General features: G+C 60.9%; 12 protein-coding genes. 7 read left to right on the top strand and 5 right to left on the bottom strand.

All coding sequences use genetic code 11. The features are described from left to right. Window positions 1–13: 13 nt before the first annotated feature. From ACQKIK_RS21110 to ACQKIK_RS21100, 3 genes are all read right to left on the bottom strand, one after another. Entirely contained in the window at window positions 14–685 is a 672-nt protein-coding gene (locus tag ACQKIK_RS21110; RefSeq protein ID WP_499137351.1) for a DUF2931 family protein, read from the bottom strand. Then, window positions 670–2,220, bottom strand: coding sequence for a T6SS phospholipase effector Tle1-like catalytic domain-containing protein (locus ACQKIK_RS21105; protein ID WP_499137350.1), 1,551 nt, complete (start codon window positions 2,218–2,220; stop codon window positions 670–672). Before ACQKIK_RS21105 ends, ACQKIK_RS21110 begins: the two co-directional genes overlap by 16 nt. Window positions 2,221–2,392: 172 nt before the next feature. Further along, window positions 2,393–3,313, bottom strand: coding sequence for a LysR family transcriptional regulator (locus tag ACQKIK_RS21100; RefSeq protein WP_499137349.1), 921 nt, complete (start codon window positions 3,311–3,313; stop codon window positions 2,393–2,395). Between the two features lie 183 nt (window positions 3,314–3,496). On the opposite strand from ACQKIK_RS21100, the gene ACQKIK_RS21095 reads away from it, so the two are divergent. From ACQKIK_RS21095 to ACQKIK_RS21075, 5 genes are all read left to right on the top strand, one after another. Then, window positions 3,497–4,678, top strand: a complete 1,182-nt coding sequence (locus ACQKIK_RS21095; RefSeq protein ID WP_102837758.1) for an acyl-CoA dehydrogenase — start codon at window positions 3,497–3,499, stop codon at window positions 4,676–4,678. Between the two features lie 190 nt (window positions 4,679–4,868). Beyond that, a complete protein-coding gene (locus ACQKIK_RS21090) occupies window positions 4,869–6,092 on the top strand; it encodes a CaiB/BaiF CoA transferase family protein (RefSeq protein ID WP_499137348.1) in 1,224 nt (407 codons plus the stop codon). A 78-nt stretch (window positions 6,093–6,170) separates the two neighbouring features. Continuing rightward, window positions 6,171–6,779 (top strand): LemA family protein, encoded by a 609-nt coding sequence (locus ACQKIK_RS21085; protein WP_102837756.1) that lies wholly within the window; start codon window positions 6,171–6,173, stop codon window positions 6,777–6,779. Further along, window positions 6,776–7,531, top strand: coding sequence for a TPM domain-containing protein (locus tag ACQKIK_RS21080; protein WP_499137347.1), 756 nt, complete (start codon window positions 6,776–6,778; stop codon window positions 7,529–7,531). Before ACQKIK_RS21085 ends, ACQKIK_RS21080 begins: the two co-directional genes overlap by 4 nt. An 86-nt stretch (window positions 7,532–7,617) precedes the next feature. Next, entirely contained in the window at window positions 7,618–8,235 is a 618-nt protein-coding gene (locus ACQKIK_RS21075; protein WP_499137346.1) for a TPM domain-containing protein, read from the top strand. A 138-nt stretch (window positions 8,236–8,373) separates the two neighbouring features. On the opposite strand, the gene ACQKIK_RS21070 is transcribed toward ACQKIK_RS21075, so the two are convergent. Next, entirely contained in the window at window positions 8,374–10,344 is a 1,971-nt protein-coding gene (locus ACQKIK_RS21070; RefSeq protein ID WP_499137345.1) for an AAA family ATPase, read from the bottom strand. Window positions 10,345–10,954: 610 nt separating this feature from the next. On the opposite strand from ACQKIK_RS21070, the gene ACQKIK_RS21065 reads away from it, so the two are divergent. After that, complete coding sequence (locus ACQKIK_RS21065; protein ID WP_045431154.1) at window positions 10,955–11,152, top strand: hypothetical protein; 198 nt, start codon at window positions 10,955–10,957, stop codon at window positions 11,150–11,152. 17 nt (window positions 11,153–11,169) lie between these two features. On the opposite strand, the gene ACQKIK_RS21060 is transcribed toward ACQKIK_RS21065, so the two are convergent. Beyond that, window positions 11,170–13,263, bottom strand: coding sequence for an HD domain-containing phosphohydrolase (locus ACQKIK_RS21060; RefSeq protein WP_499137344.1), 2,094 nt, complete (start codon window positions 13,261–13,263; stop codon window positions 11,170–11,172). Window positions 13,264–13,379: 116 nt separating this feature from the next. Between ACQKIK_RS21060 and ACQKIK_RS21055 the strand changes: the two genes are divergently transcribed. Continuing rightward, complete coding sequence (locus ACQKIK_RS21055) at window positions 13,380–13,853, top strand: FecR family protein (RefSeq protein WP_499137403.1); 474 nt, start codon at window positions 13,380–13,382, stop codon at window positions 13,851–13,853. Window positions 13,854–13,855: the final 2 nt, after the last annotated feature.

The following is a 13,855-nucleotide window of genomic DNA, read 5'->3' as shown; positions in this document are numbered from 1 at the left end:
GCTGTGGCTCCGCTCACCAACTGCCGTAGGGTACGCCGAACTTTTCGACGTATCGTTTAGATGCCTTAGGTTGTGGATAGTAATTGCCGCCGGATTTTCCAAGGTGCGGCCCAAGTGGCTCTATTTCGGCTTGCCCGCGAGCGATCTTTACTGGATATCCGCAACTGTCTATCGCCCATGCCTGTACAACCCCTCCAGGAGCTAGCCCAAGATACAGGGCCGCCATATAACGCGCGGTGCGCTCGGGTGTCTCTTCGCAGCGTCGATGCGTGGAGTCGTACATGATCTGCCTGGCTTCGTCGCCTATATCGATCCAGGCTCGGTAAGTTTGTGGCTCAACCGCAGATTGCCAGCGTACATAGATCCGTTTCGGTAGGTCTGCACCTGCGACTGCCCTACTGTTTCCTCCTACGCCGCCGACCCAACCCCGAGCAGTCTCCGTCGCATCTCCGGGGTTCCCATTACCTATAACGCCGCCGCTTCCGTGGTCGAATGTCCGGCCGTTGACGTCTTCGACCAAGCTGGCTTCGACCCAGCCGGTCATGTAATTGGGCCCAAAGAACTCCAGGCTCCACCATCTGGCTTTGGGGTCGTTCTCCCCGGGCGAGGTATTGCTGGTTTGGCAGCCGAAAGTAAGCGTCGCCGATAGTGCGACGAGGAGAATTTTTTTCAAAATAAGGACCACTCAGATACGTGAGAATGGTGACGACGAATCCCATCAGTAGTGGGAGCATTGATGTAAACCAAGCTTGCCCCGGTATGGGTGCGTTTACCGAGAGGGTTGTTCCAGTGGGCGGATATATGGATGTAACGGTTTCTCAGCATTGCCTCTTCAGCGCCGGTCGTTTGGTAATCACCAACTGAGAAGCGCGCGCAGAGCGGATCAAGTTCGGTTGGCAGAGCGTAGTAAGGATCGTGCTGATCGATCTCATCGAATTGAACTCCACCCCGCTTAGCCAGTTCATACATGACGCGTAGATACACTCGCGATAGCTCTCCCCTGACTTGGCGTCTGAGTTGCAGTCCGGCATAGATTCGCTGTTGGCGAGGCGCCAGGCGATCCTGCGAGTCGATGGGAAGCAGTTGAGCTTCTGGCGTAACGATCTCGAGCATAGAAGCTGGCCAGCCATCGCTAATCAGTCGCTGTTTGGCTAACTCAGCGTCCCGGTAAATTGATGATGCTGTAACATCAACGCCTTGTGCAGTTGTCAGTGCCTGCATCGGGGCGATGAGCACACGCTCTTCAGTTTCGGTCAGATACCCTCCGCCGATGTCGGAGTGCGCGCCGGGCAAGACGATTTCGGTGTGATCCGGTTTTACGGTACTCAGCGGAAAGTTCGCGCGTATCTCATCACGAGCTACTAGGTGCACTACGTTGCTGAAGTGCTTAGGAGAGAGGTAAAGGTTCAGCCATGGAGTTATCGAACTTCGAATGTAACCGAGGTTGGTCAGTCCTCCGACTGACGCAACGGTATCAAAAAGGCCGATGAACCCCATGTTTATGTCTTGCTGATAGCGAGCCCTGAACATTGAGCTAAACGCTTTGGTGTTATCAAGTGCTGTTCGCAGCGGACCTTGGTTGCCTCGAACTACTTCGTTGGCGAAGTGGCGCGCCGCCGCTGCGCCGCGGCTAAAGCCGAAGCTATCGAAAGTTAAGCCGCTGATCTCGCAATTTGGGTTCTGGCCGATTATCTCGTCAACTAGGCCCCGAATTCGACTAAATGCTTCCTGCACTTTCCCGGACACACCTGTAGCCCCTCTCCCAGCGCCAGCACCTATGAGACTGTCATCCTTTCCTACATCGGTGCCGATGCCCTCGATATATAGCTTTCGATAGGCCTGTTTCTGCGGTCCGGTTCCTACAAGTGATGGTGGAGCGGAGTAAAGCTCGCTGAGCTTTTTGATATTCGTTATGTCATTCCCATAACTGCTATTCGGGTTGGCCATGTAAGGCTGACAGCTCGCGTCCAGGTCTTCTTTCTGGATCGGGTGCTGTGCGCCGCAGGCCAGGCCAAGTGCGGTGTTGGTGGCGTTGTTGCCGGTGCCGTCGAAGAACACGCCGATGCGTAGAACCAGCTTGATCTTCTCGGCAGGCTTGACGGGTTCCCTGGCGCGGCGTTCGTATTCGGACCAGCGCTCGGCGTGTATATCGACCGGTTCGACATTGCGCAGCTCGGCTTCGCGCTTGGCTTGAGGAATGTTGGGGACGTAACCGCTCATGCTTCTACCTTCCCTGGCAAGTGAGGCTGGATGATCTGGGTTGACACGCCGTTGAGCTACATCCTGTTGGTCACGGCGCGGGTGTCAGTAGGAACCACCGTTAGCGACGATTCAAGCAGCCGGTTCACAAAGCGCACGGTCGACCTGGTGGTTTCGGGGTGGCAATGGCATTTCAGTGCGATGCAATCGGACCCTGCTGCGCCAGCCATGCGCGGGCTTCGTCGAGCAGCCAGTCACGAAAGGCGTTCAAGGCTGCCGACTCTACGCGACGTTCCGGGATCATCAGGTGATAGGCCTGATCCTCGCGCCGGAACGAGTGGGGGTGTGCAATCACCAGGCGCCCCTCGGCAAGTTCGCGCTGAATCAGAAACGGCGGAATCAGCGCGATGCCCATCTGATGCTCGGCAGCCTGGGCCAGCATCGAGAACAGTTCGAGGCGGGGACCGGTCATGTCCCGTGCGACTTTCATTCCCAACGAATCGAACCACTGACGCCAGGCATAGGGTCGGGTGGTCTGCTGCAGCAGCGGCATTTCTGCGATCGTCTGGACAGCCAGTTGGCCCGTATTGCCGAGCAAGGCGGGGCTGCACACCGGCAGTGAGTGTTCCGGCATGAGGCGATGAGCCACAGTGCCGGACCAGTCGCCGTCGCCGAAGTAGATGGCCGCATCGAACTCAGTATCGGCGAAGAGGAAGGGGCGGGTGCGATTGGTCAGGTTGACGGTGATTTCCGGGTGCAAGGCCTGGAACTGACGTAGGCGCGGTAGTAGCCACTGGGTTCCGAAGGTCGGCACCAGCGCCAGCTCAATATTCTGAGCGCCCTGCTGCCCCATGACCGACAGGGTGTCGCGTTCCACCGCATCGAGCTGAGTGGCGACGCGGCGTGCATAAGACTGGCCTGCCTCGGTCAGCTTTACCCCACGGCGTGAGCGGCGAAACAGCTCCAGCCCAAGAAATTCCTCCAGCCCGCCGATCTGTCGGCAAATGGCGCTCTGGGTCAGCGCCAGCTCCTCGGCGGCACGGGTAAAGCTCTGATGACGCGCCGCCGCTTCGAAGGCGACCAGCGCGGCGGTGCTGGGAATCTTGCGGCGCATTATGCGGCTGCCTCACTAATAGCCGGATATTCAGGCCGTTTAGCATACTCTGAAGTGCGTAAATCGCACAGATCGATGCGAATTACTCGTTTGCTGGGTGCGCTGGCAGCTTCTAGTATCAATCCATCCAATGCTGCACCGGGCCCTGCGCCCGGTTCATCGTCTACGACAAGAGGACCACCCATGGCCGGCAAAGCAAGCTTCAACTGGATCGACCCGCTGCTGCTCGATCAGCAGCTCACCGATGAAGAGCGCATGGTGCGTGACAGTGCCCAACAGTTCGCCGCCGACAAGCTGGCGCCCCGGGTCCTCGAAGCCTTTCGTCACGAGCGCACCGATGCAGCGATCTTCCGGGAGATGGGCGATACCGGTCTGCTTGGCGCGACGATTCCCGAAGCCTACGGCGGCAGTGGCCTGAACTATGTGTGCTACGGTCTGATCGCTCGCGAAGTCGAGCGTATCGATTCGGGTTATCGCTCGATGATGAGCGTGCAGTCCTCGCTGGTGATGGTGCCGATCAACGAGTTCGGCAATGAAGAAACCAAGCAGAAGTACCTGCCCAAGCTGGCCAGCGGCGAGTTCATCGGCTGCTTCGGCCTGACCGAACCGAACCACGGTTCCGACCCGGGCTCGATGGTCACGCGGGCCAAGAAGGTTGATGGCGGCTATCGCCTGTCCGGCGCCAAGATGTGGATCACTAACAGCCCGATTGCCGACGTCTTCGTCGTATGGGCCAAGGATGACGAGGGCGCGATTCGCGGCTTCGTGCTGGAGAAGGGTTGGGAAGGGCTGTCTGCTCCGGCGATTCACGGCAAGGTCGGCCTGCGCGCGTCGATCACCGGTGAGATCGTCATGGATAACGTGTTCTGCCCGGAAGAGAACGCCTTCCCCGACGTGCGCGGCCTGCGTGGCCCGTTCACCTGCCTGGACTCGGCCCGATACGGCATCAGCTGGGGTGCCCTCGGCGCCGCCGAGTTCTGCTGGCACACCGCCCGCCAGTACACCCTGGACCGCCAGCAGTTCGGTCGCCCACTGGCGGCGAACCAGCTGATCCAGAAGAAACTGGCCGACATGCAGACCGAGATCACCCTGGCGCTGCAAGGCTGCCTGCGCCTCGGCCGGATGAAGGATGAGGGCACCGCGGCGGTGGAAATCACCTCGATCATGAAGCGCAACAGCTGCGGCAAGGCGCTGGACGTGGCGCGCCTGGCCCGCGACATGCTGGGCGGCAACGGCATCAGCGACGAGTTCGGCGTGGCTCGGCATCTGGTCAATCTCGAGGTGGTCAACACCTACGAGGGCACTCATGACGTGCATGCCTTGATTCTGGGCCGTGCGCAGACCGGCATTCAGGCGTTCTTCTAGCGGGACGCTGACCGACCTACATAAAACAGCGACATCGCTGTAGGGTGGATGACGCTCTTTTCATCCACCTTCACTCTGCACGGTGGATGGATAAAGCGTCAGCTACGCGCCCCGATCCACCCTACGCTTTTCCTCGACCGGCTGCAGGCTGATGTCTGCGGCGCGGCGACAACACCTTGAGGCTTCATTCATGCCCGGCGCCCTTTCTCATATCCGCGTCCTCGACCTGTCACGTGTGCTCGCAGGCCCCTGGTGTGGGCAGATCCTCGGTGATCTCGGCGCCGAGGTGATCAAGGTCGAGCGCCCGCGCACGGGCGACGACACCCGCCACTGGGGGCCTCCATACCTGAAAGACCAGCAGGGCGAAAACACGTCGGAAGCCGCTTATTACCTGTCGGCCAACCGCAACAAGCAGTCGCTGACGCTGGATTTCACCCAGCCCGAGGGCCAGCGGATCATCCGTGAGCTGGTGGCCCAATGCGACGTGTTGCTGGAAAACTTCAAGGTCGGCGGGCTGGCGGCCTACGGGCTGGATTACGAAAGCCTGAAAGCAATCAATCCCAAGCTGGTCTATTGCTCGATCACCGGCTTTGGCAGTGATGGTCCATACGCCCAGCGTGCGGGCTACGACTTCATGATTCAGGGCCTGGGCGGCCTGATGAGCCTGACCGGGCGCGCCGAAGACGAAGAGGGCGCCGGGCCGGTCAAGGTCGGTGTGGCGCTGACCGACATCCTCACCGGGCTTTACGCTACCGTTGGCGTGCTGGCGGCGCTCAACCGCCGGGAGCACAGCGGCGTTGGTCAGCATGTTGAGCTGGCACTGCTGGACGTGCAGGTCGCCTGCCTGGCCAACCAGGCGATGAACTACCTGACCACGGGCGTGCCGCCCAAGCGCATGGGCAATGCCCATCCCAACATCGTGCCTTATCAGGATTTCCCGACGGCCGATGGCGACATCATTCTCACCGTGGGCAATGACGGTCAGTTCCGCAAGTTCGCCGAAGTGGCCGGGCACCCCGAATGGGCTGATGATCCGCGCTTCTCCAGTAACAAGGCGCGCGTGGCGCATCGCAAGGAGCTGGTGCCGATGATCCGCCAGGTCACGGTGTTCCGCACCACGGCTGAATGGGTCGCGATACTGGAGCATGCTTGCGTGCCTTGCGGACCGATCAACGACCTGGCTCAGGTGTTTGCTGATCCGCAGGTGCAGGCGCGCGGTCTGCGTGTCGAGATGCCGCATCCTTTGGCGGGCAGCGTGCCCCAGGTGGCCAGCCCGATTCGACTGTCCGAGTCGCCGGTGGAATACCGCAAGGCCCCGCCGCTGCTCGGCGAACACAGCGAAGCCTTGCTGCAGCGGCTGCTGGGCTGTGCGCCCGAGCAGATCGACACGCTGCGTCGTGCCGGCGTGATCTGAGGTCGTTACAACCTGAACTCTCGGACCGCTCGGCTATCCCTATCCTGTACCCTGGATTTTTGGAAGGACGAGCGGATCATGCAGATGCAGCGTTATCGATTCACCTGGCAACTGACGGTTGTCCTGTTCATGTCCTGGCTGCTGGCCGGCTGTGGCATCAACAACATTCCGCAGTATGACGAGCAGGTGAAATCGGCCTGGGCTCAGGTCGAGAACCAGTACCAGCGCCGCGCCGACCTCATTCCCAACCTCGTCGAGACGGTCAAGGGCTTCGCCCGTCAGGAACAGGACACCCTCACTGCAGTGACCGAGGCGCGCGCCAAGGCAACCTCGATCCAGATCAGCGCTGATGACCTCGACGATCCGCAGAAGATGCAGCAGTTCCAGCAGGCGCAGAGCCAGCTGACTGGCGCATTGAGCCGGCTGATGGCGGTGTCCGAGCGCTACCCGGATCTGAAATCCAACCAGAACTTCCTTGCGCTGCAATCGCAGCTCGAAGGCACCGAGAACCGCATCGCGGTCGCACGTCGCGATTTCATCGCCGCCGTCCAGCGTTACAACACCGAGATCCGGACCTTCCCCGGCCGCATCTGGCATACCTTGATGTACGGCGACATGCCCATTCGCGAGAACTTCGAGGCCACAACCGAGAACGCTGAACGGGCGCCGCAAGTGCAATTCCAATGATGCGTACGCTCCCCCTGATCCTCGCGCTGTTGTTCTGGGCGAGCGGCATCGCCGCCCAGAGCGTCGAGCTGCCTGCGCTGACCGGCCGAGTGGTCGATCAGGCCGAACTGCTCGATACGCAGGCCGAGGCGCGGCTGACCAGCATGCTCGCCGCGCATGAACAGGCCAGCGGCGAGCAGGTGGTGGTCGTCACTGTGCCGAATCTTCAAGGCCGCAGCATCGAAGAGTTTGGTGTCGAGCTGGGGCGTGAGTGGGGTATCGGGCAGAAAGACGAGGACACCGGTGCGCTGTTGATCGTTGCGCGTGATGATCGCCGAGTCCGCATTGAAGTCGGATATGGCCTGGAAGGCCGGCTGACCGATGCGCAGTCGTCGGTGATCATCAATCGCATCATCACACCCGCCTTTCGCGAGGGCGACTTCACCCGTGGGATTACCGAAGGCGCCGCGGCCATTATTCAGGTGCTGGGTGGCGATCCGCTGCGGTCCGCTGCGCTGCCGCCGGCCATGCCGATGGGGGCGCAGCAGCCGGGCGGGCTCGGCATTCTTGGCTTCTTTCTGATGCTTGTAGCGATTTTCGTCATCGGTGGCGGCCGTGGTGGTCGCGGAGGTGGACGAGGTGCGGGTCGCGCGGTATTACTCGGTGCCCTGCTCGGTGGCATGGGACGTGGTGGCGGCGGCTTTGGCGGTGGCGGCGGATTCGGCGGCGGTGGCGGCGGCTTTGGCGGCGGCGGCGCTTCCGGTGGCTGGTAGCCGGTACGTGAACTCGATGGGGCCTGCCATGCAGGCTCGCCCCTTCAGATCAGAACGACAAGAGCCTCATCAATGATGGACATGCAATGACCCTTTTGAGCGAAAGCGAACTGCAGCAGGTGGCCGAGGCCATCGCCCGTGTGGAGCGCACGACCGATGCCGAACTGGTGACCGTACTGGCGGGCCAGTCCGATGACTATCGCTATATCCCGTTACTCTGGGCGAGCTTGATTGCACTGGTGCTGCCCGGCGCGCTGCTGTTCTTCAGCGGCTGGTTGGCTAGTTGGCAGCTGCTGCTGGTGCAATGGCTGACCTTCGTAGTGCTGGCGGTACTATTCCGCATCCCGAGTGTGACTAGCCGGCTGATTCCTCGGTCGGTACGGCATTGGCGCGCCTGCAACCTGGCGCGGCGGCAGTTCATCGAACAGAACCTGCATCACACCACTGGCGACACCGGCATGCTCATCTTCGTCTCCGAAGCCGAACGCTATGTCGAAATTCTGGTGGATCGGGGTATTTCCAGCCGCATCAATAACAATGCCTGGGAATCGATCGTCGAGACCTTCACCCGCGATGTGCGCGACGGCAAGGTGCTGGACGGGTTTCTCGGTTGCATTGAAGCCTGTGGCTCGCTGCTCTCCCAGCATGTACCGGCGACTCACGAGCGCAATGAGTTACCCAACCATTTGGTGGTTCTCGATTAACGTGCTTGAGTCGTGCAGCGCCGACGCGAGGCAGCGCCGTGCAATAGCCATGCTGCCAAGTTGACGGTTCGTTGAAACGAGATCGGCGGAGGTTGCGCGTGTCTTCGCGCAGCCCGCCGCTTTGCTTGCGACCTTGATTCAAAGCATTCCCGGACCGTCGTCCTCGGGTTGCTCCACCACCGGCGCCAGGCCGAGGAACTCGCTGTTCTCCATGGCACTGGCAGCCACCCGATCGATGCTGCTCATCGCATGGCCAATGATGGAGCTGACGGTGGCCTCATGATGATGTTCGGGCAGGCGCTCGATGGCTGCGAGGACGTCCTCTCCGGGCACGGTTTCCTCGGCCAGTAGCTGGTCAGCGATCTCATCCAGTGCCGGTTTGAGCCGCTGCAGCAGGGCCATGCATTCACGGTCGAGCTGCTTCAGCAGAGTGTCGGCCGCACGGATGGATTCGCCGGAATCGAACTCGATATGCGCGTCGCGTACCGCCTGCAAACTCAGCAGCGAACCGTTCGGACCCATCCCCAATGCGCCAACCATCGACAGCGCGATCTTCGAGGCTTCCTGCAGGTCCTGACCGGCGCCGGAGGAGACTTCGTGGAAGTACAGCTGCTCGGCACCACGGCCGGCTAGCAGCATCTGGATGCGGTTGCGCAGCTCGGATTCCATGTGCAGACGCTTGTCTTCGACCGGCGTTACCAGCGTCACGCCCAGCGCCTGGCCGCGTGGCAGTATGGTGACTTTCTCTACTCGACCGGTTTTCAGCGCAGCGGCAACCAGTGCGTGCCCCGCTTCGTGCACGGCGATGCGTTTGCGGTCAGTGGGCGACATGGGCGTCACACCCGATGGCTGCTCGCCGATGCGGCAGGTTTCCACCGCGTCGACGAAATGCGCCATGGAGACCGCCTTCGCTGCGCCACGTGCAGCAAGCAGGGCGGCATGGTTGGCAATGTAGGCAATAGCGGCGGGCGTCAGGCCCACGGTGTTACGCGCCAGCTGGGCGAAATCCAGATCCTGCTCGGCGCGGATTTTGTCCGCATACAGGCGGAACAGCGCCTCGCGGTCGTTCAGCCCTGGCAGGCCGACGGCAATCGAGCGATCGAAGCGGCCCTCGCGGACCAGGGCCGGGTCCAGCGAGTTGGGGAAGTTGGTGGCGCCCAGTACCAGCACGCCGCTAGCACCGTCGAAGCCATCCATTTCAGCGAGGAACTGGTTGATGATGCGGTTGCTTTCGGCATCGCTGGAGCGCTGCTGTTCGGCGCGCTTGCCGATGCCGTCGATCTCGTCGATGAAGATGATGCACGGCGCCTGTTTACGTGCGGTACGGAACAGCGCCTTGACCTTCTGGATGCCGACGCCGAAGTACATCGATGAGAAGTCGCTACCGGTGACCTGAATGAAGCTGGCGTTGGACTCGGTAGCCAGGGCCTTCGCCAGCTGAGTCTTACCGGTGCCGGGCTCGCCGGTGAGCAACACGCCCTTGGGCGGACGGGCACCCAAGGCGGCATAGGCGGAGGGGTCACGCAGATAGGCAGTGACGTCGCTCAAGGCCTGCTTGGCTTCGCTGGCACCGATGACGTCGGCAAAGCTGATGCCGCTGCCCTTGCGATGCACCTGAAACGTCTGGCTCTTGATTGCCAGGTAGGTCAAAGCACCCACCAGCAGCAGGATAAATGGCGCGTAGGGCAACGCACTCTTGTACCAGGGCGCTTCGGCGTCGGTCTCGAACAATGTCAGCGGGAAAAGCTGACCTTCGCTGCTGGCGTACTGATCGAGCAGGAGCTGGGCAACGCGCCCGGACTGATCGGGCACCCAATATTGCAGCCCGTCGTGCAGGCTGATGTAGACCGCATCCTTGCCCAGCGCGGCGCTGACAATGGCGTCGCCGCGCAAGTCGCCCATCAACACGGAAAGATCACGGCGATTGGCTTGCCAGGGGGCGGTCGACTCCTGCAGGGCTTCGAGCATGCTGGCCGCCGCACCCGTCGCGGGCGTTGACGGTGCGGCTGGCCACAACTGCCAGAACGCAACGCAAGCGGCGATCAGCAGCAACAGGGAAACGGAGAGCACAGGGCCGCGGCGACCTTGTAGCAGACGTGGTGTTTTCATTTCACATCCAATCGGGACAGCCCGATGTTTTCGACAAACAACCGCCGGGTTGGCGGACCACAGTTGTTCGCGGGAAACCCCGCGGCGCCAATTGTGTGGCGCAGCACAGTACGGGCTCGTTGGATGCGATTTATATGCCGGACTGCGAATCGGATTGCTGAACTCCGATAGCCGGCGAGAATACGGCACGGGCCACCCTGCGAACGGTAGCGCGACGAATGGCAGGCTGGTTTTCGACGAATGACCGGTTGGTCGTGGAACGAATCGTTCGATGGAGGTACGGGCTGGAGGCGTTGGTGGATCGAACATCGGCTAGACGAAGCTCTACGACCGAAGACCAGCGCTCCGGTTATTCGACCGCGACACTGGGCCAGCTGATTCGTGTGTCTGGGCTTGTTGAGAGAAATTGAGGACGGCTTGGTCTGGCGAGTGGTCCGAGCAGGATTGCGCTGCTGTTCTTGGTGAGAACTCAATGCCCGTAAAAGGCTGGGTTTACGTGAAAAACAAACTGTTCCGATGAGCGGCCTGCTAGGCGTCGGCTGCTTCGCGCAATGCGTGTCTATTCATAGTAAATAGCCTGACTTTTCGCACCCAGAGCATTACCCGCACCATGTCCACCTTGACCGAGTTGGCGCAGCAGATTGCCGCGCTCTATCCATTGCAAGACAAGACCGCAGGCAAACGTTACCGCATCGTCAGCCAGCTCGCAGGCATGACGGAGTTGCAGGAGATCGGCGGCATGCCGCGTTACGTGGAATCCTGCCAGCTCGACGACAAGGAGCTATGGGATGGTCGCGTCGCCAGTTGATAAAAGGCCTGCAGCTGTCAGGTCCCGCTTGCAATCGGGCGCTGCAGAAACTCGGTGATATCGACCTGGTCGAGCTGCTCGGGCCTGAGGTGGCGCTCGCCATAGCTGAGGTGCAGTCCTGATGAGAGGAACAGCGCGAAAAGGTCGGCATCAATATGGCCCCTGTCGCGCAGCCGCGCCAGGATGCGGATGGACTCGCTCAGCGGTTTGGCCTTCTTGTAGGGGCGATCACACGCGGTCAGCGCCTCGAAGATGTCGGCGATAGCCATGATTCGCGCGGGTATCGACAGCTGATCGGGCCCCAGTTGTCGCGGATAGCCGGTGCCAAGCAAGGTTTCATGATGGGTGCCGGCGTATTCCGGAACGCGCTGAAGGTTCTTGGGAAACGGCAGATTCTCCAGCATGACGATGGTCTGCACGATGTGTTCGTTGACCTTGAACCGCTCCTCGGCAGTTAGCGTGCCGCGGCTGACGCTGAGGTTGTAAAGCTCGCCAAAGTTGAACTGATGCTCGGGCACGCTCATCTTGAAGCCGTACTTGGGGTCCAGTGCCTTGCTCTCGATGCGCGGCATCAGGTGTTCGGGCTTGTCGTCCAACAGTTTCTCGGACACCGGCAAGTGCCTGGCCGGGAAGCCTTCCAGGCGTGTCACCTCCTCGTGAGACAAGCCCAATCGGTCATCGAAGTGGCGCATCCAGCGTTGCTCGGCGATGCGCTGCAAACGTTCGGTCCGCTCCGGCGCCATCAGCTCGCCACCGATGTTGCACTCAGCGACGAAGGCAAATTCTTCATGCAAACGCGCCACTGTAGCGGCATGGCGAGCCTCGACGGTTGCCGATGGCGCACCGGCAACCAGGGCTTCGAGACGCTCGATCATGGCGTCGCGGAGCAGGACCTCGAAGCGCATGCGGATCTCATGGATGCGGTTGTAGACCGTTTCCAGCTTGGTCGCCTTGTCGACGATATGTTCGGGCGTGGTGATCTTGCCGCAATCGTGCAGCCAGGCGCCGATGCGAAACTCCCGCCACTGCTCCTCCGTTTCGAAACGGAAGTCCGCCAGCGGTCCTTCTACCGCTGCACTGGCTTGTTCGGCCAGCATCAGTGCAAGTTCAGGAACGCGGGCACAATGCCCGCCTGTATAAGCGCTCTTGGCATCGATGGCGCCGGCCAGAATTTCGATCATCGAGTCGATCAAGGCGGCTTGCGAGTCGATCAGGTTGTGGTTCTCCAGCGCAACGGCCGACTGGGATGCCAGCGCTTCGACGAAGCGGAGGTTCTGCCTGCTGAAACTGGTGACGTCGCCGCTACCGGGGTCGGTCGCGTTCATGAATTGCAGGACGCCGAGCACTTCGCCGCTGTGTGCGACTAGCGGCACGCAGAGCATCGAGACCGTGCGGTAGCCCGACTCCATATCGAAGCGCCGTGTTCCCGATAGGTCGAAGCGCGTCTCGCGGTAGACGTCATCGATGATCACGGTTTCCCTGCGCAGGGCCACGTAGGTGGATACGTGCCGCTCGTTGGGCGTGCCGGTTTCCGGGTCATGCAACGGCAGTTCGAATGCAGGTAATTGGTCAGCCTTCGAGCGCAGGGTGAAGCGCAGGCTGTCGTGATCGGTCATCAGGTAGAGCGTGGCGGCATCAGCGTTACAGATCCGCTTGCCTTGCATCAGGATGTGCTGGAGCAGGCGGTGCTTATCGCGCTCGGAAGACAGCAACATGCCGTTTTCGACCAGACCCGCCAGTTTCTCTTGGGCCACTTCCAGCGCCAGGTTCTGTGCACGTATTGACCGTCGCATGATGTCATGCTGACGGTGCAGGTCGTCGAGCTCACGGATGGGCGAGCGGGGGCTGTTGCGCGGGCTGAAATCGAGCTCCCGGATGCGACGGGTGTCTTCTGCCAGAGCGCCCAATGAGCGACGAATGCTCGTTAGGCAGACGAAGAGCAGCGGTAGGCAGACAAACATGAACAGCAGCTCAGCGAGCAAGACTTCGCGTAGGCCGAGCCACTCGAATCCGGCCAAGAGAAGTACCGGTACGGTGGGTACGAGAATGAACATCGTCACCAGTGCTGCGGCCCAGGTCTCGTAGCTGAGCTTGTATTTGCTAGAGGTCATACTGCATCCTGCGGCGATTACTTGACGGAAATGCCAGGAAAACATCGGTGGCCGAAGCCAGAGGCGCTGTGCACCGATTCGCAGGCCATTGGCCAGCCACGGAGGTTACATTGATCATGGTCACTAGAATTGCCCCAGTAGGAAAAATTGCCCGAACTGTGCTGGTCCTTGGCTTTTTGATGGCTTCAGGAGTGGTAACTGCGGACGAAATCAGCGAGCCCATCGGATACATCATGAAAGTGCAGGGCGAGGCGACTATGACCAGCCGCGGGCAGACCATTGATGCGCGGGTGGGCCAGGCTGTGATCATCGGAGCGACGCTGCGCACCGGTGCCCAGGGTTCGATGGGAGTCACGCTGAGCGACAACACGGTGATGTCTTTCGGTCCCAACAGCGAGTTCACCTTGGACGAGTATCAGTTCGAGCCGGCCCATGAGGAGCTGAAACTGAGCGCCCGCATCAGTCGGGGCACGCTGAACTTTATCTCGGGCGTGATTGCCAAGCTCAAGCCCGAGGCGGTCGAGCTGAAAACCCCAACCGGTACGATCGGCGTGCGCGGTACGCATTTTCTGGTGAAGGTTAGCGAGTGAGG

It is taken from the genome of Pseudomonas sp. NPDC047961 (assembly GCF_050272435.1).
In the GTDB taxonomy this organism is placed as follows: Bacteria; Pseudomonadota; Gammaproteobacteria; order Pseudomonadales; family Pseudomonadaceae; genus Stutzerimonas.
Note: the sequence above shows the minus strand (reverse complement) of the source record. Positions and strands in the feature narration are given on the sequence as shown.

What these genes read in the sequence shown, in the direction of transcription:
- ACQKIK_RS21105 (WP_499137350.1), bottom strand. Translation starts at nt 2,220, where the DNA reads ATGAGCGGTTACGTCCCCAACATTCCTCAAGCCAAGCGCGAAGCCGAG.
- ACQKIK_RS21100 (WP_499137349.1), bottom strand. Translation starts at nt 3,313, where the DNA reads ATGCGCCGCAAGATTCCCAGCACCGCCGCGCTGGTCGCCTTCGAAGCG.
- ACQKIK_RS21095 (WP_102837758.1), top strand. Translation starts at nt 3,497, where the DNA reads ATGGCCGGCAAAGCAAGCTTCAACTGGATCGACCCGCTGCTGCTCGAT.
- ACQKIK_RS21090 (WP_499137348.1), top strand. Translation starts at nt 4,869, where the DNA reads ATGCCCGGCGCCCTTTCTCATATCCGCGTCCTCGACCTGTCACGTGTG.
- ACQKIK_RS21085 (WP_102837756.1), top strand. Translation starts at nt 6,171, where the DNA reads ATGCAGATGCAGCGTTATCGATTCACCTGGCAACTGACGGTTGTCCTG.
- ACQKIK_RS21080 (WP_499137347.1), top strand. Translation starts at nt 6,776, where the DNA reads ATGATGCGTACGCTCCCCCTGATCCTCGCGCTGTTGTTCTGGGCGAGC.
- ACQKIK_RS21075 (WP_499137346.1), top strand. Translation starts at nt 7,618, where the DNA reads ATGACCCTTTTGAGCGAAAGCGAACTGCAGCAGGTGGCCGAGGCCATC.
- ACQKIK_RS21070 (WP_499137345.1), bottom strand. Translation starts at nt 10,344, where the DNA reads ATGAAAACACCACGTCTGCTACAAGGTCGCCGCGGCCCTGTGCTCTCC.
- ACQKIK_RS21065 (WP_045431154.1), top strand. Translation starts at nt 10,955, where the DNA reads ATGTCCACCTTGACCGAGTTGGCGCAGCAGATTGCCGCGCTCTATCCA.
- ACQKIK_RS21060 (WP_499137344.1), bottom strand. Translation starts at nt 13,263, where the DNA reads ATGACCTCTAGCAAATACAAGCTCAGCTACGAGACCTGGGCCGCAGCA.
- ACQKIK_RS21055 (WP_499137403.1), top strand. Translation starts at nt 13,380, where the DNA reads ATGGTCACTAGAATTGCCCCAGTAGGAAAAATTGCCCGAACTGTGCTG.